Source organism: Luteimonas saliphila, assembly GCF_016774335.1.
Lineage (GTDB): Bacteria > Pseudomonadota > Gammaproteobacteria > Xanthomonadales > Xanthomonadaceae > Luteimonas > Luteimonas saliphila.
In genome coordinates this window covers 46,473-65,335 of record NZ_JAETWA010000030.1, presented here as the reverse complement: position 1 = coordinate 65,335, position 18,863 = coordinate 46,473, and the positions used below count along the sequence as shown (strand labels likewise).

The following is an 18,863-nucleotide window of genomic DNA, read 5'->3' as shown; positions in this document are numbered from 1 at the left end:
CGGCGCGCTCGGCATGGTGCGTCGTGCACCGGGTGCAGGGCCCGGGTGGTGTGCGTCAGGTCCCGGCGTTGCCAAGCAGCCGCTTCGCCGCCGCGCGCGCTTCCTTCGAGACCTCCACGCCGCCGAGCATCCGCGCCAGTTCCTCCTGGCGCTGCTTCGGGTCGAGACGCTGGACCGCGCTGTGGGTGAGGCCGTCGCGGTCGGCCTTGCTGACCCGGTAGTGGGCGTGGCCCTGGGCGGCGACCTGGGGCAGGTGGGTGACGCACAGCACCTGGCGGCTGTCGCCGAGTGCGCGCAGCTTCTGGCCGACGATCTCGGCGACGGCGCCGCCGATGCCCGAATCGACCTCGTCGAACACCATCGTCGGCACCGCGTCCGAGCCGAGCGCGGCGACCTCGATCGCCAGCGAGACGCGCGAAAGTTCGCCACCGGACGCGACCCGCCGCAACGGCCGCGGCGGCTGGCCGGCGTTGGCCGAGACCAGGAACTCGACGCGCTCGCCGCCCTGCGGGTCGGGCCGGTCGCGGTCGACCGCCTCCAGCGCCACCTCGAAGCGGCCGCCGCCCATGCCCAGTTCGCCGATCAGCGCGGTGGTGGCGTGCGACAGGCGCGCGGCGGTCGCGGTGCGTGCCTCGCCCAGGGCGTCCGCGGCCTGGCGCCATGCGGCGGCGGCGGCGGAGATCTCGCCATCGAGCGTCTGCAGGCGCGTGCCGGCCTCGCGCAGCGATTCGAGTTCGGCGGCGAACGCGGCCTGGGTGTCGGCCAGCGCGTCCGGCGCGACCCGATGCTTGCGCGCCAGTTCGTGCAGGCGCGCCAGGGTGGCGTCCATCGCCTCGAACCGCACCGGATCCAGGTCGAGGTCGTCGCGCACGCGCTGCAGCAGCAGCGCCGCCTCGTCGATCTGGATCGCGGCCGACTCGAGCATGGCGTCGACCTCGTCCAGCCTCGGCTCGTGCGCGCGCTCGCGCGCCAGGCCGCCGCGCAGTTGCTGCAGGCGGCGTTCGAGCGAGGGACCGTCGTCTCCGGCCAGGCCCGCCAGGGTTTCGTCGCAGGCCGCGATCAGGCTGGCCGCATGCGCGTGCCGGCGGTGGCCGGCGATCAGCGCGTCGATCGCGTCGGCGCGCAGGTCCTCGCGCTCGAGCTCGCCGAGCTGGTGCTGCAGCCAGTCGATCCGCTCGGACACGTCGCCGGTCCTGGACAGCGCGTCGCGTTCGCGCAGCAGGGCGCTCCAACCAGCGGCGGCTTCCCGTACCGCTGCCAGCGGCGCGTCGTGGCGGCCGAAGGCGTCGAGCAGGGCGAGCTGGCTGGACTTTTCCAGCAGCGCCTGGTGTTCGTGCTGGCCGTGGATCTCGACCAGCAGGCCGGCCAGTTGCGAGAGTTGCGACAGGGTCGCCGGGCGGCCGTTGATCCAGGCGCGCGAACCGCCGTCCGCGCGCAGGGTTCGGCGCAGGGTGCAGGCCTGGCCGTCGTCGAACTCCTGCTCGCGCAGCCAGTCGAGCGCGACCGGCGCATCGGCGGGGTCGAAGTCGGCATGCAGCTCGGCGCGCGCCGCGCCGTGCCGGACCATCCCGGCATCGGCGCGCAGCCCGGATAGGAAGCCGAGGGCGTCGACCAGCAGCGACTTGCCGGCGCCGGTCTCGCCGGAAATCACCGTCATGCCCGGGCCGAACTCGAGTTCGGAGGCCGAGACGACGGCGAAATCGCGAAGGGTGAGGCGCCTGAGCATGGTCGGGCATTGTAGTGCGCGCGTTCTCAACCGCCGAGACGCAATGCGGGCCGCGCGCGGTCCGCGCCAGGCCGGGGATCGGCGCGGCGAGGCCGCGTGGTCGTCCGGCTGTCGTGCGCACTCCGGGCCCCGCCCTGCCGCGCACCCGCCGCGCCTTCGACGTGCGCCGCCCGGCTGCCGCCCGGCTGCGCACGGCGGAATCACCCGTCGCTTGCTCCGCACGGACGATCGGCGATCTAATCGCGGCGATGGCCGTCTCTCCGCCCGGTACCCACCTCGACCCGCGCGCGCGGCAATTGCTGCGCACGCTGATCGCGCGGCACATCCGCGACGGCGGGCCGGTGGGCTCGCAGACCCTGGCCCGGCACTCGGGGCTGGACGTGAGCCCGGCGACGATCCGCAACATCCTCGCCGACCTCGAGGACCAGGGCCTGCTGTCGGCCCCGCACACCTCGGCCGGGCGGATCCCGACGGCCCAGGGCTACCGGGTGTTCGTCGATTCGCTGCTGCAGGTGCAGCCGTTGGCCAACACGGAGATGGCGCGGTTGCGCGGCGAACTGGCCGGAGGGTCGGGCACCACCCAGTCGCTGCTCGGCAGCGCCTCGGAGCTGGTCTCGGCGATGACCCACTTCGTCGGCGTGGTCTCGGTGCCCCGGCGCGAGCAGTTCGCCTTCCGCCACATCGACTTCGTGCCGCTGGACGGGCAGCGGGTGATGGCGATCCTGGTGTTCGCCGACCACGACGTGCAGAACCGCATCATCCAGACCCGCCGTCCCTACGACGCCTCGGAGCTCGAGCGCGTCGCCAATTACCTGAACGCCCATTTCGCCGGCCGTCCGGTGGCCGAGATCCGCGCCACCCTGGTGCACGAGCTGCAGGCCGCGCGCGACGAGATGGAAGCGCTGCTCTCGCACACCGTGGAACTGGCCGAGCAGGCGCTGGCCCCGGCCGACAGCGACGACATGCTGGTCGCCGGCCAGACCCGGCTGATCGGGGTCCAGGATCTGTCCGACCTCGACCGCCTGCGCGAGCTGTTCGAGGCCTTCGCCCGCAAGCGCGAGATCCTGCAGTTGCTGGAGCGCACGATCAAGGCGCCGGGCGTGCGCATCTTCATCGGCGAGGAGACCGGGCTGGCGCCGCTGGAGGGCGTGTCGCTGGTGACCGCACCCTACGGCGCCGGCGGCAGGGTGCTGGGCGTGCTGGGGGTGATCGGCCCGACCCGGATGGCCTACGAGCGCGTGATCCCGGTGGTGCAGGCGGCCGCCGACGTGCTCGGTGCCGCCTTGAATCCGGAACCGCCGGCCCCATAGCTGGCGGGTCGGCGGCCTGACGACCGCCCAGCCCACGCCAGGACATGACCACCGAACCCATGCAGGACGCCGCCACCGCGGCCGAAGAAGAACACGGCCGCGACGGCCGGATCCGGGCCCTCGAGACCGAACTCGAACAGCTCCGCGCGCAGTCGCTGCTCGACCGCGCAGACATCGAGAACCAGCGCAAACGCCTCGAACGCGACGTGCGCAACGCCTGCCGCTTCGCCAACAAGCAGCTGCTGGGCGAACTGCTGCCGGTGTTCGACAGCCTCGAGGCCGCGCTCAACACCGCCCCGGCGGAGGACCCGCTGCGCGACGGGGTGGTGCTGACCCTGCGCGAACTCACCCGCGTCTGCGAGAACGCCGGCCTGGTCGAGGTCGCTCCCGCGCCCGGCGACGGTTTCGATCCCGACCGCCACCAGGCGATGAGCGCGGTCGAGTCCGCCGACGTGGCTCCGGGGGCCGTTGTCCAGGTGTTCCAGAAGGGCTACATCCTCAACGAGCAGCTGCTGCGCCCCGCGCTGGTCGCCGTGGCCAAGCACGACTGATGCTGAAAGAACCGCCCGGCGACGCTTGAAGCGCCGCCGCGGCAGCCCCAGATACGCGTCATCGGCGGCTGCGCCGCCCACCAGAACCAGATCCCAGAGGGAACCACAATGGCAAAGATCATCGGCATCGACCTCGGCACGACCAACTCGTGCGTGGCGATCATGGACGGCGGCAAGGCCAAGGTCATCGAGAACAGCGAGGGCGACCGCACCACGCCGTCGATCGTGGCCTACACCAAGGACGGCGAAGTGCTGGTCGGCGCGAGCGCCAAGCGCCAGGCCGTCACCAACCCCAAGAACACCTTCTACGCGGTCAAGCGCCTGATCGGCCGCAAGTTCGGCGACGCCGAGGTCAAGAAGGACCTCGACCTGGTGCCGTACGCGATCGTCCAGCACGACAACGGCGATGCCTGGGTCGCGACCAGCGACGGCCGCAAGCTGTCGGCGCAGGAAGTCTCCGCGCGCATCCTGGAGAAGATGAAGAAGACCGCCGAGGACTACCTGGGGGAGAAGGTCACCGAGGCGGTCATCACCGTCCCGGCCTACTTCAACGACAGCCAGCGCCAGGCGACCAAGGACGCCGGGCGCATCGCCGGCCTCGACGTCAAGCGCATCATCAACGAACCCACCGCGGCGGCGCTGGCCTATGGCCTGGACAAGGCCGGCGGCGACCGCAAGATCGTGGTCTACGACCTGGGCGGCGGCACGTTCGACGTGTCGATCATCGAGATCGCGGAAGTCGATGGCGAGAAGCAGTTCGAGGTGCTGGCCACCAACGGCGACACCTTCCTCGGCGGCGAGGACTTCGACAAGCGCGTGATCGACTACCTGGTCGAGGAGTTCCAGAAGGATCAGGGCATCGACCTGCGCAAGGATCCGCTGGCCCTGCAGCGCCTGAAGGACGCCGCGGAACGCGCCAAGATCGAACTGTCCAGCGCGCAGCAGACCGAGGTGAACCTGCCGTACGTCACCGCCGACGCGTCGGGCCCGAAGCACCTGAACATCAAGCTCACCCGGGCCAAGCTCGAGGCGCTGGTGGACGACCTGGTGCGCAAGACCATCGAGCCGTGCAAGGTCGCGCTCAACGACGCCGGCCTGCGCGCCAGCGACATCGCCGAGGTCATCCTGGTGGGCGGTCAGACCCGCATGCCCAGGGTGCAGGCGGCGGTCAGCGAGTTCTTCGGCAAGGAGCCGAAGAAGGACGTGAATCCCGACGAGGCCGTGGCCATCGGCGCGGCGGTGCAGGGCGGCGTGCTGGCCGGCGACGTCAAGGACGTGCTGCTGCTCGACGTGACCCCGCTGAGCCTGGGCATCGAGACCCTGGGCGGCGTGTTCACCAAGATCATCGAGAAGAACACCACGGTGCCGACCAAGGCCTCGCAGACCTTCAGCACCGCCGAGGACAACCAGTCCGCGGTGACCGTGCACGTGCTGCAGGGCGAGCGCGAGCAGGCCCGCTACAACAAGTCGCTGGCGCGCTTCGACCTGACCGGCATCGATGCCGCCCCGCGCGGCATGCCGCAGGTGGAGGTGTCGTTCGACATCGACGCCAACGGCATCGTCCACGTGACGGCGAAGGACAAGAAGACCGGCAAGGAGCAGAAGGTCGAGATCAAGGCCGGTTCCGGCCTGTCGGACGACGAGATCCAGCGCATGGTCGCCGATGCCGAGGCGCATCGCGAGGAGGACAAGAAGTTCCACGAGCTGGTCGCCGCCCGCAACCAGGCCGATGCGTTGATCCACAGCGCGCGCAGCGCGATCAAGGACAACGGCGACAAGGTGCCGGGGGACGTCATCGGTCGCGTCGAAGGCGCGATCGCCGAGGTCGAGACCGCGATGAAGGGCGACGACAAGGGCCAGATCGAAGCCAAGACCAAGGGACTGGAAGAGGCTGCGCAGGCGCTGTTCGCGGCCGCCGCGGCCGCGCAGCAGCCGGGCGCCGATGCCGGTGCGAGCTCGAACAACAACAACGACGACGTGGTCGATGCCGAGTTCACCGAGGTCAAGGACGACGAGAAGAAGCAGTGATTGGTGATCGGTGATTGGCGACCGGAAGAAGCGGGGTTTCGGCTCCGCTTTTTCCGTCACGATCCCCTGGAGTCCGCTTTCGCCGTTCCGAATCACCAATAACGAATCACGAATCCCGTCTCCATGAAACGCGACTACTACGAAGCCCTCGGCGTCCCGCGCGATGCCAGCGAGGAGGACCTGAAGAAGGCCTATCGCCGCTGCGCGATGAAGTTCCACCCGGACCGCAACCCGGGGGACCACGAGGCCGAGATGCGCTTCAAGGAGTGCAAGGAGGCCTACGAGGTGCTGTCGGACGGCGGCAAGCGCCGGCTCTACGACCAGCACGGACACGCCGCGTTCGAGCACGGCATGGGCGGCGGCAACGCGGGCCCGGGCGGCTTCGGTGGCGCCGACATGGGCGACATCTTCGGCGACATCTTCGGCAACATCTTCGGCGGCGGTGGCGCGCGCGGCGGGCCGCGCCGCGGCGCCGACGTCGGCTACGTGATGGAGCTCGATCTCGAGGAGGCGGTGGCAGGCCTCGACAAGCGCATCGAGATCCCGACCCTGGCCGAATGCGGCGACTGCGCCGGCACCGGTTCGGAGGACCGCAAGCTCGAGACCTGCGGCACCTGCCACGGCCGCGGCCAGGTGCGCTTCCAGCGCGGCATCTTCTCGATGCAGCAGCCGTGCCCGCACTGCCATGGTCGTGGCCAGACCATCGCCAATCCCTGCAAGACCTGCCATGGCAATGGCCGCGTCGAGGAGGAGAAGGTGCTCTCGGTCAAGATCCCGGCGGGCGTCGACAACGGCGACCGCATCCGCCTGGCGGGCGAGGGTGAAGCCGGGCCGCCCGGGTCGTCGCCCGGCGACCTATACGTGGAAGTCCGGGTGCGTCCCCACCCGATCTTCGAGCGCGACGGCGACGACCTGCACTGCGAGGTGCCGATCCGGTTCTCGCAGGCCGCACTCGGCGACACGGTGCGCGTGCCTACCCTCGGCGGCGAGGCGGAAATCCGCGTTCCCGCCGAAACCCAGACCGGCAAGGTGTTCCGTCTGCGCGACAAGGGCGTGAAGTCGGTGCGCAGCCGCGCGCCCGGCGACCTCTACTGCAAGGTGGTGGTCGAAACACCGGTCAACCTGACCCCGGAGCAGCGCGACCTGCTCGACAGGTTCGAGGCCACCTTCGTCGGCGACGGCGCCCGCCGGCATTCGCCAAAATCCAGCACCTTCGTCGACGGCGTCCGCGGTTTCTGGGAGCGGATGACCTCCTGAGGCAGCCCTCCGCGCCATGATCCGCGGGGGATGAGCGGGCGCCAGCCGATGCGGCCCTGCAACTTGACAGCCCACCATGCCGGTGGGAGGGTCGTCGTGTCCGCGATGGGCGCCGTATGCATGGTGTCCGCAGGGGGGGGCGGAGAATGCCACGGAAGCAGGCGGCCATGCAGTTCCTTGTCGACAAGCGTCGGCGCCGCGCCGCGCCGGGAGCGGATGCTCTGTCCGACGCCGAGGCGCTGGCGCTGCTGACGCGGGTGGTCGAGGCGCAGGGCGCGATCATGGCGTCCGGGCCGGGTCCGTCGGACGTGCTTGCCGCGTTGACCGTGTACGCACAGGAACTGACCGGCGCGGAAGGCGCTGTCCTGGAAATCCGCGACGGCGACGCGATGGTCTACTGGTTCGCGTCCGGCATGGCGGAAGCGCGGTTGGGATTGCGCATCCCCGTCGCCGGCAGCCTGTCGGGCCTGAGCATGGAGCGCGGGTGCGTGCTGCGTTGCGACGACAGCGAGGAGGATGCGCGGGTCGACCGCGACGCCTGCCGGCGCGTCGGGCTGCGGTCGATGGTGGTCGTGCCGCTGCAGTTTCGCGACCAGCCGGTCGGCGTGCTCAAGGTCGCCTCGTGCGAGCCGCATCGTTTCGGCCCGGCGGAGACGCTCGCGCTCGAGCATCTGGCCACGCTTGCCGGTGCCAGCCTGCACCGTGCGGTCGAAGCGTCGCGCCAGGAGGCGGAAGTCGCCGGCCGTGCAGGCGCTGATGCCGATCGCGACAGCGGGGACGCCGCCGCCCAGCGTCGCCTGACCGAGGTGCTGGGCGAGGGTCGCCTGCGGGTGGCGAGGCAACCGATCGTCCGCCTGGCGGACCGTACCGTCGTGGGCTGGGAAGCGCTGGCGAGGTTTCCGGAGGAATACGGCCTGCCGACCGACACCTGGTTCCGGGATGCCGCACGCTGCGGACGGAGCGTGGACCTGGAACTGGTGGCGCTGCGCGCGGCGCTGCGCGACCCGCTGCCGGCCGGCGGCGCCTATCTTTCGCTGAACGTCTCGCCTGAGGTCGCGTGCAGCGACGCGCTCGACGATGTGCTGGGCGACGTCGATCCGGCCAGGATCGTGCTGGAGATCACCGAGCACACCGCGGTCGAGGACTACTCCCGGCTCGCCGCCAGGCTCTCCGCGTTCCAGGCGCGTGGTTTCCGCATCGCGGTGGACGATACCGGCGCGGGCTTCTCGAGCCTGCGGCACGTGCTCACGCTCGCACCCGACATCATCAAACTGGACATGAGCCTGGTGCGTGGCGTCGACCGCCACCCGCGGCTGCAGTCGCTGATCGCGGCGCTGTGCACCTTCGCCGAGGGCACGCAGGCGACCCTGGTCGCGGAGGGCGTCGAAACCGACGCGGAACTGCGGATGCTGCAGCAGATCGGCGTGGCATGCGGGCAGGGCTACTTCATCGGCGCACCGCAGCTGGCCTGATCCGCGTCGTCTGGACGGCGACCGAGGGCTTGCCGGCGGGTGGGGCGCGCGGCTAGCCTGCCGGCATGGGCACACCCGTACGAGTGCTGGTTCACGGCGCTTCCGGCCGCATGGGGCGGGCGCTGCTGCGGCTGGCGTCGAGCTTGGAGGGACTCGAGGTGGTGGCCGCGGTGCAGCGCTCGGTCGGCCAGCGCGTGGTCGACGGCACGCCGTATTTCGCCGCGTCCGAGCTTGCGGGCACGCCCGCGTTCGACGTCGCGATCGACTTCAGCCTGCCCGAAGGCTTCGATGCCGTGCGGGCGCTGTGCCAGGCGCGGGGCGCTGCGCTGGTATCCGGGACCACCGGCCTGTCGGAGGCGCAGCGCGCCTCGCTGGACGCCGCCGCCAGCGGCATCCCGATCCTGTGGCAGGCCAATTTCAGCGTCGGCGTGGCGGTGCTCGACGAACTGGTCGAGCGGGCGGCCATGGCGCTGCCGGGCTGGGACTGCGACATCGTCGAATCGCACCACGCGCACAAGCGCGACGCCCCGTCCGGGACCGCGCTGTCGCTGGGCGAGTCCGCCGTACGCGGCGGGGCGAGTCCACGCTACGCGAGCCTGCGCGCGGGAGACATCGTCGGCGAACACCTGGTGCAGTTCGCGACCGCGGGCGAGCGGATCGAGCTGGTGCACCGCGCCGGCAACCGCGACATCTTCGCGCAGGGCGCGCTGCTGGCGGCACGCAAGCTGGCGACCCGCCCTCCCGGTCGCTACGGGCTGCGCCAGTTGCTGTTCGACTGAGCCGCGCTAGCCTTCCTCGAGCAGCTTCTCGAAGCGTTCGAGCGCGGACCTGCCACGCACCTCGCCCAGCATCCTGCGTGAGCGGGTGAGGAGATCCTCGAGCGCCTCGGCCGACTTCACTTCCTCCAGCCGCATCGCGAGGTCTTCGCCCATCGGTCCCAGCAGGTCGCTGACCGCACGTGCCGCGCGCCGGCCACGTTCGCGCAGGTCGGCGGCGGTGGTGGGCGGCCCGCTCGGCGCTGCGGCGGGTTTCGATGCGGCAGGAGCGACGGCCGCCACCGGCGTACCGCCGGCGGACACCACGAGGCCATGAGCCTGCAGCCCCTCCAGCAACGCCAGGGCATCCGGGAACCCCGACACGCCACGCAGTTCGGCCACGCTGCGGTGGCCGTCGACGAGGATCAACAACCGCCGCTGGCGGATGTCCAGGCCTGCCTTGCGCTCCCCGATTTCCTGCTGCCCCGCCGGCGTCTTGGCGTACACGGTCTTGTCGTTCATGGCCCCCCCGGGCGCACGGCGTCACCACCCGGAATCAACTTAGCCTGCCGCGCCCGGCCTTGTACAGCGGGTTTTCCTTTTCTGCCGCCGCCCGGTATCATTCCCGCTCGCCTGATTCCCCCCGCCTCCGGACCGGTTCCGCCCGCTCCGGCGGTTTTTTGCAACCTCACGTAGGCGAAGCCAGTGACCGAAACCGCAATCCTCGTCCTCGAAGACGGCACCGTGTTCGAGGGCGTTTCCGTGGGCGCGAACGGCCTGTCGGTCGGCGAGGTGGTGTTCAACACCGCCATGACCGGCTACCAGGAAGTGCTCACCGATCCATCGTACGCGCGCCAGCTGGTGACGCTGACCTATCCGCACATCGGCAATACCGGCTGCACGGACCAGGACGACGAAGCCCGCAAGGTCTGGGCGTCCGGCCTGATCGTGCGCGACGTCCCGCGACGCCCCAGCAGCTGGCGCAGCCAGGTCGCGCTGCCCGAATGGCTGCGCGCGCGCGGGCTGGTCGCGATCTCCGGCATCGACACCCGCAAGCTCACGCGCCTGCTGCGCGAGCGCGGCGCGCAGAACGGCGCGCTGATGGCCGGCGGTATCGACGCGGACAAGGCGCTCGAGGCCGCGCGCAAGTTCCCCGGCCTCAAGGGCATGGACCTGGCGAAGGAAGTCAGCACCCGACAGGCGTATGCGTGGACCGAAGGCCCGCTGGACCTCGATACGAACGCGTTTGCGAGCACGCCGTCGAAGTTCAGGGTGGTGGCCTACGACTACGGCGTGAAGCACAACATCCTGCGCATGCTCGCCGAACGCGGCTGCGAGCTGACCGTGGTCCCCGCCCAGACGCCTGCGGAGGAGGTGATGGCGATGCGCCCCGATGGCGTGTTCCTGTCCAACGGGCCCGGCGATCCGGAGCCCTGCGACTACGCCATCGCCGCGATCCGCACTTTCGTGGCGCAGAAGCTGCCGCTGTTCGGCATCTGCCTGGGCCACCAGCTACTCGGGCTGGCCGCGGGCGCGAAGACCGCCAAGATGCCGCACGGCCACCACGGCGCCAACCATCCGGTGCAGGACCTCGACAGCGGCCGGGTGATGATCACCTCGCAGAACCACGGCTTCGCGGTGGACGAGTCGACGCTGCCGGCGAACGTGCGCGTCACCCATCGCTCGCTGTTCGACGGCACCAACCAGGGCATCGAGCTGACCGACGCGCCGGCGTTCTCGTTCCAGGGCCACCCGGAAGCCTCGCCGGGCCCGCACGATGTCTCACCGCTGTTCGACCGCTTCGTGGCGTCCATGTCGAACCAATCCGCAGGAAGGAACTGATGCCCAGGCGTACCGACATCAAGACCGTGCTGATCATCGGCGCCGGGCCGATCGTGATCGGGCAGGCGTGCGAGTTCGACTATTCCGGCGCGCAGGCGTGCAAGGCGCTGCGCGAGGAAGGCTTCCGCGTGGTCCTGGTCAACAGCAACCCCGCCACGATCATGACCGATCCGGACATGGCCGACGCGGTCTACATCGAGCCGATCAACTGGCAGACGGTCGAGAAGATCATCGCCAAGGAAAAACCCGACGCGCTGCTGCCGACCATGGGCGGGCAGACCGCCCTCAACTGCGCGCTCGACCTGGCCGACAACGGCGTGCTGGAGAAGTACGGCGTCGAACTGATCGGCGCCAAGCGCGAGGCCATCATGATGGCCGAGGACCGCGAGCTGTTCCGGGTGGCGATGGGCGAGATCGGCCTGGAATGCCCGAAGGCGGAGGTCGCGCGCTCGTTCGAGCAGGCGGTCGACATCCAGACCCGGGTCGGCTACCCCACGATCATCCGCCCGAGCTTCACCCTGGGCGGATCCGGCGGCGGCATCGCCTACAACCGCGAGGAGTTCGAGGAGATCGTCAAGCGCGGCCTCGAGCTCTCGCCGGTGGGCGAGGTGCTGGTCGAGGAGTCGGTGCTGGGCTGGAAGGAGTTCGAGATGGAGGTGGTCCGCGACACCGCGGACAACTGCATCATCGTGTGTTCGATCGAGAACCTCGACCCGATGGGCGTGCACACCGGCGACAGCATCACCGTCGCGCCGGCGCAGACCCTGACCGACAAGGAGTACCAGCGCCTGCGCGATGCCTCGATCGCGGTGCTGCGCAAGATCGGCGTGGATACCGGCGGCTCCAACGTGCAGTTCGGCATCAACGCCCAGACCGGGCGCGTGGTGGTGATCGAGATGAACCCGCGCGTGTCTCGGTCTTCGGCGCTGGCGTCCAAGGCCACCGGCTTCCCGATCGCGAAGGTCGCGGCCAAGCTGGCGGTGGGCTACACGCTCGACGAGCTGCGCAACGAGATCACCGGCGGCCGCACACCGGCCTCGTTCGAACCCTCGATCGACTACGTCGTCACCAAGATCCCGCGCTTCGCGTTCGAGAAGTTCCCGCAGGCCGATGCCCGCCTGACCACGCAGATGAAGTCGGTCGGCGAGGTGATGGCGATGGGCCGCACCTTCCAGGAATCGGTGCAGAAGGCACTGCGCGGGCTGGAGACCGGCAAGGTCGGCTTCGATCCGACCGGCCTCGACCTCGCCGACGAAACCGACCTCGCGACCATGCGGCGCGAGGTCAAGGAGCCTGGTCCCGAACGGCTGTTCTACCTGGCCGACGCATTCCGCGCCGGGCTGTCGGTGGAAGAAGTACACGCGCTGTCGTTCGTGGATCCATGGTTCCTCGACCAGATCGAGGAGATCGTCGCGGTCGAGGGCGATGTGGCCGCGGCGGGAATCGACGCGCTCGACGGCGCGCGCCTGCGCGCGCTCAAGCGCATGGGTTTCTCGGACGCGCGGCTGGCGCAGCTGGTCCGCAGCGACGAACAGGCGGTGCGCGCGCTGCGTCGCGCGCATGGGGTCAGGCCGGTCTACAAGCGCGTCGACTCGTGCGCGGCGGAGTTCGCCACCAGCACCGCGTACCTGTATTCGACCTACGAGGACGAGTGCGAGGCGCAGCCCAGCGACCGCGAGAAGATCATGGTCCTGGGTGGCGGCCCGAACCGGATCGGGCAGGGCATCGAATTCGACTACTGCTGCGTGCATGCCGCGCTGGCCCTGCGCGAGGACGGGTACGAGACCATCATGGTCAACTGCAACCCCGAAACCGTCTCCACGGATTTCGACACCTCCGAGCGCCTGTATTTCGAGCCGCTCACGCTCGAGGACGTGCTGGAGATCGTCGAGCTGGAGAAGCCCAAGGGCGTGATCGTGCAGTACGGCGGGCAGACCCCGCTGAAGCTGGCACGGGCGCTGGAAGCCAATGGCGTGCCGATCATCGGCACCTCGCCCGAGTCGATCGACCTGGCGGAGGACCGCGAGCGTTTCCAGCAGCTGGTCGAACGGCTCGGCCTGCGGCAGCCGCCGAACCGGACCGCGCGCAGCGCCGACGAGGCGCTGGTGCTGGCGAGGGAGATCGGCTACCCGCTGGTCGTGCGCCCGAGCTACGTGCTCGGCGGCCGCGCGATGGAAGTGGTGCATGCCGATGCCGACCTCGCGCGCTACATGCGCGACGCGGTGAAGGTCTCGAACGATTCGCCGGTACTGCTCGACCGCTTCCTCGACAACGCGGTGGAAGTGGACATCGACGTGATCGCCGATCGTGAAGGCAACGTGCTGATCGGCGGCGTGATGGAGCACATCGAGGAGGCCGGCGTGCATTCGGGCGACTCGTCGTGCTCGTTGCCGCCGTACTCGCTGCCCGCCGAAGTCCAGGCGCAGCTGCGCGAGCAGGTGGTCGCGCTCGCCCGCGCGCTCGATGTGATCGGGCTGATGAACACCCAGTTCGCGGTGCAGCTCGGGGACGACGGCGAGCACGTGATCTTCCTGCTGGAAGTGAACCCTCGCGCATCGCGCACGGTGCCGTTCGTGTCCAAGGCGACGGGCCTGGCGCTGGCCAAGATCTCGGCGCGCTGCATGGCCGGCAAGACCCTGGCCGAGCAGGGCGCCACGCGCGAGATCGTGCCGGACTACTTCTCGGTCAAGGAGGCGATCTTCCCGTTCGCCAAGTTCCAGGGCGTCGACCCGATCCTCGGCCCGGAGATGCGCTCGACCGGCGAGGTGATGGGCGTGGGCCGGAACTTCGGCGCCGCGTTCGCGCGCGCGCAGGAGGCGGCCAACATCAAGGCCCCGCCGGCCGGAGGCAAGGCCTTCGTCTCGGTTCGCGACCCCGACAAGCAGCGCGTGCTGCCGGTGGCGCGCGACCTGGTCGAGCGCGGCTACGCGATCGTCGCCACCGCGGGCACCGCGAGCTGGCTGCGCGAGCACGGCATCGACTGCGAGCAGGTCAACAAGGTGCTGGAGGGGCGGCCGCACATCGTCGACCTGATCAAGAACGGCGAGATCTCCTACATCGTCAACACCACCGAGGGGCGGCAGGCGATCGCGGACTCGTTCTCGATCCGGCGCGAGGCGCTGCAGCAGCGCGTCACCTATTCGACCACGGTTGCCGGTGCCCGGGCCTTGCTGCATTCTCTGGACTATCGCGGCAGCGGACCGGTGTGGGCGCTGCAGGAACTGCACGCAACGCTGCGCACGGACGCCTGAGAGGGAAGCAAACGAATGAGACCACCCATGACCCTGGCCGGTGCGCAGCGCCTGCGCGCCGAACTCGAGGAACTGAAATCGGTCAAGCGCCCGGCGGTGATCAACGCGATCGCCGAGGCGCGCGCGCACGGCGATCTCAAGGAGAACGCCGAGTACCACGCCGCGCGCGAGCAGCAGGGCTTCATCGAAGGCCGCATCAAGCAGCTCGAGGGCGAGCTGTCGCATGCGGACGTCATCGACGTGTCCAAGCTCGATGCCGGCGACAAGGTGGTGTTCGGCGCCACCGTGACCATCGCCGACGTGGAAACCGACGAGGAACGGCGCTACCAGATCGTCGGCGACCTCGAGGCCGACATCAAGCTGGGCCTGATCGCGATCTCCTCGCCGGTGGCGCGCGCGCTGATCGGCAAGCACGAGGGCGACAGCGTCACCATCGAGGCGCCCGCCGGCGCGCGGGAATTCGAGATCGTCGGCGTGAGCTACGGCGGCTGAGCCTGCCTTGAGCCCGGCCTCCGCCACGCTGCTGCTGCCGGCCGCGCGCCGGCTCGGCGCGCAGGCGCTGTCGGCGTCGGTCGCGATCGCGCTGGGGCGTTCGGATGTGACGGAGGGGCTGGACGCCGGGCGCCGCGCGCAGTTGCTGCGGCACCTGCGCCTGGTTCCGAACCATTGGCCGGTGGCGGCGCTGACGCGGCAGCTCGACGCTGGCGATGCGGCGGGGTCGGCGTGGCTGCGCGCGGATCCGTGCCGGGTCCAGCCCGACATCAACGGGGCGCGGCTGCTCGGCGTCGGCGAAACGCTGGGGGTGACCGACGCGGATGTCGCGCAGTTGTTGCCCGCGCTGCGACCGCTGTTCGGCGACGCGGGATTCCCGATCGACGCCCCGGTGCCGTCGCGCTGGTACCTGCGGTTGCCGCCCGGCGCGAAGCTCCCCGCATTCAGTGAGCCGGACGAAGCGCTGGGCGCCGACCTGTTCGAGCACCTGGCCGAGGGTCCGGAAGGCCGCCGCTGGCGCAGCCTGCTGAGCGAGGCGCAGGTGGTCCTGCACAACCATCCATGGAACGCACGGCGCGTGGCCGAAGGCAGGCCGCCGATCAACTCCGTGTGGTTCTGGGGCGGCGGCGTGCTGCCCGACCACGTGCAACCCTCCCATGCGCGCTTCCACAGCGAGGAAGAGGTGGGAACCGCAATCGCCGCCGCCGCCGGCATCCACCGCCCGCTGCCCGTCCGCTTCGAGGCGCCAGACGCGGACGCGGCGTTCGACCTGGTCCGTGCGCGCGACCTCGCCGCGCTCGAACGCGACTGGCTGCAACCCGCGCTGGCGGTGCTGCGCGCCGGACAGCTCGGATCGCTGCGGCTCGACACCGCCGACGGCGTCGCGTTCACGATCGCGCGCGGCCAGCGCTGGCGCTTCTGGCGTCGGCCCCGGCCTGGCTTCGATCCCGGATGACGCCACGCATCCGCCGTCGCGCGGTCGACGTGCGCGGCGACTGGCCGGACGATGTGCCGCCGCTGCTGCGACGCGTGTATGCCGCGCGTGGGGTCGACGATCCCGCACTGGCGCGACCGAAGCTGGCGCAACTGCTGCCGCCCGACTCGCTCGGCGGGCTCGAGACCGCGGTCGCGCTGCTGTCGGATGCGATCGAGCGCGGTGCGCGCATCCTCGTCGTCGGCGACTTCGACGCCGATGGTGCCACCGCCTGTGCGCTCGCGGTGCGCGGCCTGCGCATGCTCGGCGCGCGCGACGTGGTGCACGCGGTGCCGAACCGGATGGTGCATGGCTACGGCCTGTCGCCGGCGCTGGTCGAGGAACTCGCCCCGTTGACACCCGACCTGCTCGTGACCGTGGACCACGGCGTCGCCTGCCTCGCGGGCGTGGCCGCGGCGAAGGCGCGGGGCTGGCGGGTGCTGGTCACCGACCACCACCTGCCGGGCGAGGTCCTGCCGCCGGCCGATGCGATCGTCAATCCGAACCTGCGCGGGGACGCGTTCGCCTGCAAGGCGCTGGCCGGCGTCGGCGTCATCTTCTACGTGCTGCTGGCGCTGCGCCGGCAGCAGCGCGACGCGGGCGCCTTCGCCGGCGACGTTCCCGACTTGTCGAGCCTGCTCGACCTGGTCGCGGTCGGGACCGTCGCCGACCTGGTGCCGCTGGACGCGACCAACCGTGCGCTGATCGCCGCCGGCCTGCGGCGGTTGCGCGCGGGGCAGGGCTGTGCCGGGTTGCAGGCACTGATCGAAGTGTCCGGCCGTACAGCCGCGACCCTGACGGCGGCGGACATCGCCTTCGCGGTCGCACCCAGGCTCAATGCGGCGGGCCGACTGGAGGACATGTCGCTCGGCATCGAATGCCTGCTCAGCGACGATCCTCCGCACGCGCGCGAACTGGCCGGGCAACTGCACCGGATCAACGCCGAGCGCCGCGGGGTGCAGCAGACCATGGTCGACGAAGCCGAAGCCGCACTGGCCGCGGTCCCGGCGCCGGCCGGCGGCGACGCGACGGTGGCGGTGTGCCTGTTCCATCCCGGATGGCACGCCGGCGTGGTCGGGCTGGTCGCGTCGAAGCTCAAGGAGCGACTGCACCGCCCGGTGGTCGCGTTCGCGCCGTCGGAACCCGGCGGCAACCAGTTGCGCGGCTCCGCGCGTTCGATCGCCGGCCTGCACATCCGCGACGCGCTGGCCGCCGTGGACGCCTTGCATCCGGGGCTGGTCGGGCGGTTCGGCGGGCACGCGATGGCCGCGGGCCTGACCCTGGAGCGGGATCGCTTCGCCGCCTTCGAGCGGGCCTTCTGCGACGTTGTGCGGTCCATGCTCGACCCGACGCTGCTACAGGCGGAACTGCTCAGCGATGGCGAACTGGCACCGGGCGAGTTCGACCGCCGCCATGCCGACGCGCTCCGCGACGGCGGGCCCTGGGGGCAGGGCTTTCCAGAGCCGCTGTTCGACGGGGTGTTCGACGTGTCCGAATGGCGCCTGGTCGGCGAGCGGCACCTGAAGCTGGTCCTGCGCGGCCCCGGCGCGGCCGGGCCGTTCAATGCGATCCAGTTCGGCGGCTGGAGCGGCGAACCGCCGCCGGGACGTTGCCGCATCGCCTTCCGCCTGGCGCCCGACGACTGGCGCGGTCCGCGCGCGATCCAGCTGGTGGTCGAGCACCGCGAGCCGGCCTAGCGACGATCCGGCTCGCGAAGGATGCGGCGGTGGCCGGAAGCGCGCCGGCGGCGCGGGCGGAGAACTGCCGCCACGCGTGTCGCACACACCGTCCTGGCGGGACCCATCGGCGCCACGGTGGCGCGCACACCCCCGCACCGGTCGATCGCGCATCAACGGCCGTTGGTCGCGCTTCGCGTCGACGCTGTCGTTGCCGCCCCCACCCGCGCCGGGTCGCGGTACTTCAACCCGAACAACGGGCGCAGCGGCGGGATCCGGCGGATCGCCTCGTAGCCGGCGAAGCACAGGCCGAAGGTCAGCACCACCAGCAACGGGCCTTCCAGCAGCGGCGGCAGGTCGAGCGGCCTGGCGTGGTAGGCCAGCAGCACGATGACCGTCTGGTGCAGGATGTAGACCGGGAAGATGGCCTGCGACAGGTAGCGCAGGGCCGGACTGTCGCCCGGCGCCCAGTGCCGCGCGAAGCCGAGGATGGCGACGATCGCGCACCACTGGTTCAGGCCCCAGGCCGCGCGCATCGCCAGGCGCAGGGCCTGCGGCGGCGCGATCTCCCTGAACTGGTGGAAATAGGCGACCACCGCCAGCCAGCTTCCCAGCCACAGCACGAGCGCCAGCCAGCGCCGGCGGAACATCGCGTCCCAGACCGCCTCCGCGCGCGCGATCGAGAAGCCGAGCAGGAAGAGGGCGAAGTACTGGACGTGGTTGTACCAGTCGTCGACCAGCGCGTGGGTGGAATCGAAGATGCCGATCAGCGCCACCCGGGCGAGGGCGAAGAACGTGATCGGCCAGAGCAGGATGCCGATCCCGGACGACAGGCCCGCCGCCAGCCGGACTCCGGCACCCTCCAGCGCTCCGGGAACGCACCGTGCCAGCAGCCACAGCACGACCGTGTACACCCACAGGTAGGCGACGAACCACAGGTGGTTCCAGGTCGGCAGGATCAGGCAGTCGTCGCCCCGGCAGAAGCTGCCGTCGGCCGCCAGGTAGCGGCCCCAGAACGCGAGGTAGCCGTCGTGGTAGCCGCCCGGCAGCTTGTCCACGACCTCGTAGTAGGACTGCGGCGGCACGATCACCAGCATGCCGAACAGCAACGGCACCAGCAGCCGCCACGAACGCGGCCCGAGAAAGCGGATCCGGCCGCCGTCGCGGGTCGCTTCCGCACGGGCCTTGCCGAGCAGGAACGCCGTCGCGGCGCCGGAGACGAGGAACAGCAGGCCGAGCCGCCAGGGCGAGCTCAGCATCATGAACGGCTCCAGCGCGGGGCTGGCGTACGGGCTGTCGACATGCCATTCCCAGGTCACGTAGTACATGCCGACGTGGTACAGAACAAGCAGGGCGAAGGCGCAGACGCGGACCCAGTCGAGATCGTGGCGGCGTGGCATTGGCGGCTTCCGTTGGAAAGTCGGTACAGCCTGCGCGCCACGGCACGCATGCCAAGGCCGGAGTGACCGCGCGACCGGCAGCGGGGACGGATCGCGGCCACGCGGGACGAACCGCAGCCGCGGTGTCGTC

Annotated in this window: 14 protein-coding genes; 11 read left to right on the top strand and 3 right to left on the bottom strand. The window is 70.7% G+C overall.

Features of this window, described 5'->3' with window-relative positions; genetic code table 11:
• Positions 1–55: 55 nt before the first annotated feature.
• Entirely contained in the window at positions 56–1,726 is a 1,671-nt protein-coding gene (gene recN, locus JMO03_RS07050; RefSeq protein ID WP_202841925.1) for a DNA repair protein RecN, read from the bottom strand.
• A gap of 248 nt (positions 1,727–1,974) precedes the next feature.
• On the opposite strand from recN, the gene hrcA reads away from it, so the two are divergent.
• From hrcA to dapB, 6 genes are all read left to right on the top strand, one after another.
• Entirely contained in the window at positions 1,975–3,036 is a 1,062-nt protein-coding gene (gene hrcA / locus JMO03_RS07045; protein WP_202841924.1) for a heat-inducible transcriptional repressor HrcA, read from the top strand.
• Between the two features lie 44 nt (positions 3,037–3,080).
• Positions 3,081–3,587, top strand: coding sequence for a nucleotide exchange factor GrpE (gene grpE, locus JMO03_RS07040; protein ID WP_202841923.1), 507 nt, complete (start codon positions 3,081–3,083; stop codon positions 3,585–3,587).
• A gap of 108 nt (positions 3,588–3,695) precedes the next feature.
• Complete coding sequence (gene dnaK, locus JMO03_RS07035; RefSeq protein WP_202841922.1) at positions 3,696–5,615, top strand: molecular chaperone DnaK; 1,920 nt, start codon at positions 3,696–3,698, stop codon at positions 5,613–5,615.
• A 123-nt stretch (positions 5,616–5,738) separates the two neighbouring features.
• On the top strand, positions 5,739–6,872 hold the full coding sequence (gene dnaJ, locus JMO03_RS07030; protein WP_202841921.1) for a molecular chaperone DnaJ: 1,134 nt from the start codon (positions 5,739–5,741) through the stop codon (positions 6,870–6,872).
• Positions 6,873–7,039: 167 nt separating this feature from the next.
• A complete protein-coding gene (locus tag JMO03_RS07025) occupies positions 7,040–8,344 on the top strand; it encodes a sensor domain-containing phosphodiesterase (RefSeq protein ID WP_202841920.1) in 1,305 nt (434 codons plus the stop codon).
• 65 nt (positions 8,345–8,409) lie between these two features.
• Entirely contained in the window at positions 8,410–9,123 is a 714-nt protein-coding gene (gene dapB, locus JMO03_RS07020) for a 4-hydroxy-tetrahydrodipicolinate reductase (protein ID WP_202841918.1), read from the top strand.
• Between the two features lie 6 nt (positions 9,124–9,129).
• Here the strand turns inward: dapB and JMO03_RS07015 are convergent, their stop codons facing one another.
• Positions 9,130–9,621 carry a hypothetical protein gene (locus JMO03_RS07015; protein ID WP_202841917.1) on the bottom strand — a complete coding sequence of 164 codons (492 nt, stop codon included), beginning with the start codon at positions 9,619–9,621 and terminating at the stop codon, positions 9,130–9,132.
• Between the two features lie 183 nt (positions 9,622–9,804).
• Here JMO03_RS07015 and carA point away from each other — a divergent pair, with 183 nt between their 5' ends.
• From carA to recJ, 5 genes are read left to right on the top strand one after another with little or no spacing between them, the layout of a single operon-like run.
• Complete coding sequence (gene carA / locus JMO03_RS07010; RefSeq protein ID WP_202841916.1) at positions 9,805–10,941, top strand: glutamine-hydrolyzing carbamoyl-phosphate synthase small subunit; 1,137 nt, start codon at positions 9,805–9,807, stop codon at positions 10,939–10,941.
• Positions 10,941–14,192 carry a carbamoyl-phosphate synthase large subunit gene (gene carB, locus JMO03_RS07005; protein ID WP_202841911.1) on the top strand — a complete coding sequence of 1,084 codons (3,252 nt, stop codon included), beginning with the start codon at positions 10,941–10,943 and terminating at the stop codon, positions 14,190–14,192. The genes carA and carB overlap by 1 nt, the downstream gene beginning before the upstream one ends.
• Positions 14,193–14,219: 27 nt before the next feature.
• Positions 14,220–14,684: a transcription elongation factor GreA gene (greA, locus tag JMO03_RS07000; RefSeq protein WP_202841907.1), complete on the top strand. Its 465-nt coding sequence runs from the start codon at positions 14,220–14,222 to the stop codon at positions 14,682–14,684.
• Between the two features lie 7 nt (positions 14,685–14,691).
• The gene (locus tag JMO03_RS06995; protein WP_202841906.1) at positions 14,692–15,639 is read left to right on the top strand and encodes a phosphoglycerate mutase; all 948 of its coding nucleotides are present in this window, start codon (positions 14,692–14,694) and stop codon (positions 15,637–15,639) included.
• Positions 15,636–17,354, top strand: a complete 1,719-nt coding sequence (gene recJ / locus JMO03_RS06990) for a single-stranded-DNA-specific exonuclease RecJ (RefSeq protein WP_202841904.1) — start codon at positions 15,636–15,638, stop codon at positions 17,352–17,354. Before JMO03_RS06995 ends, recJ begins: the two co-directional genes overlap by 4 nt.
• A 152-nt stretch (positions 17,355–17,506) precedes the next feature.
• On the opposite strand, the gene JMO03_RS06985 is transcribed toward recJ, so the two are convergent.
• Complete coding sequence (locus JMO03_RS06985) at positions 17,507–18,733, bottom strand: acyltransferase family protein (protein WP_202841902.1); 1,227 nt, start codon at positions 18,731–18,733, stop codon at positions 17,507–17,509.
• Between the last annotated feature and the right edge of the window lie 130 nt (positions 18,734–18,863).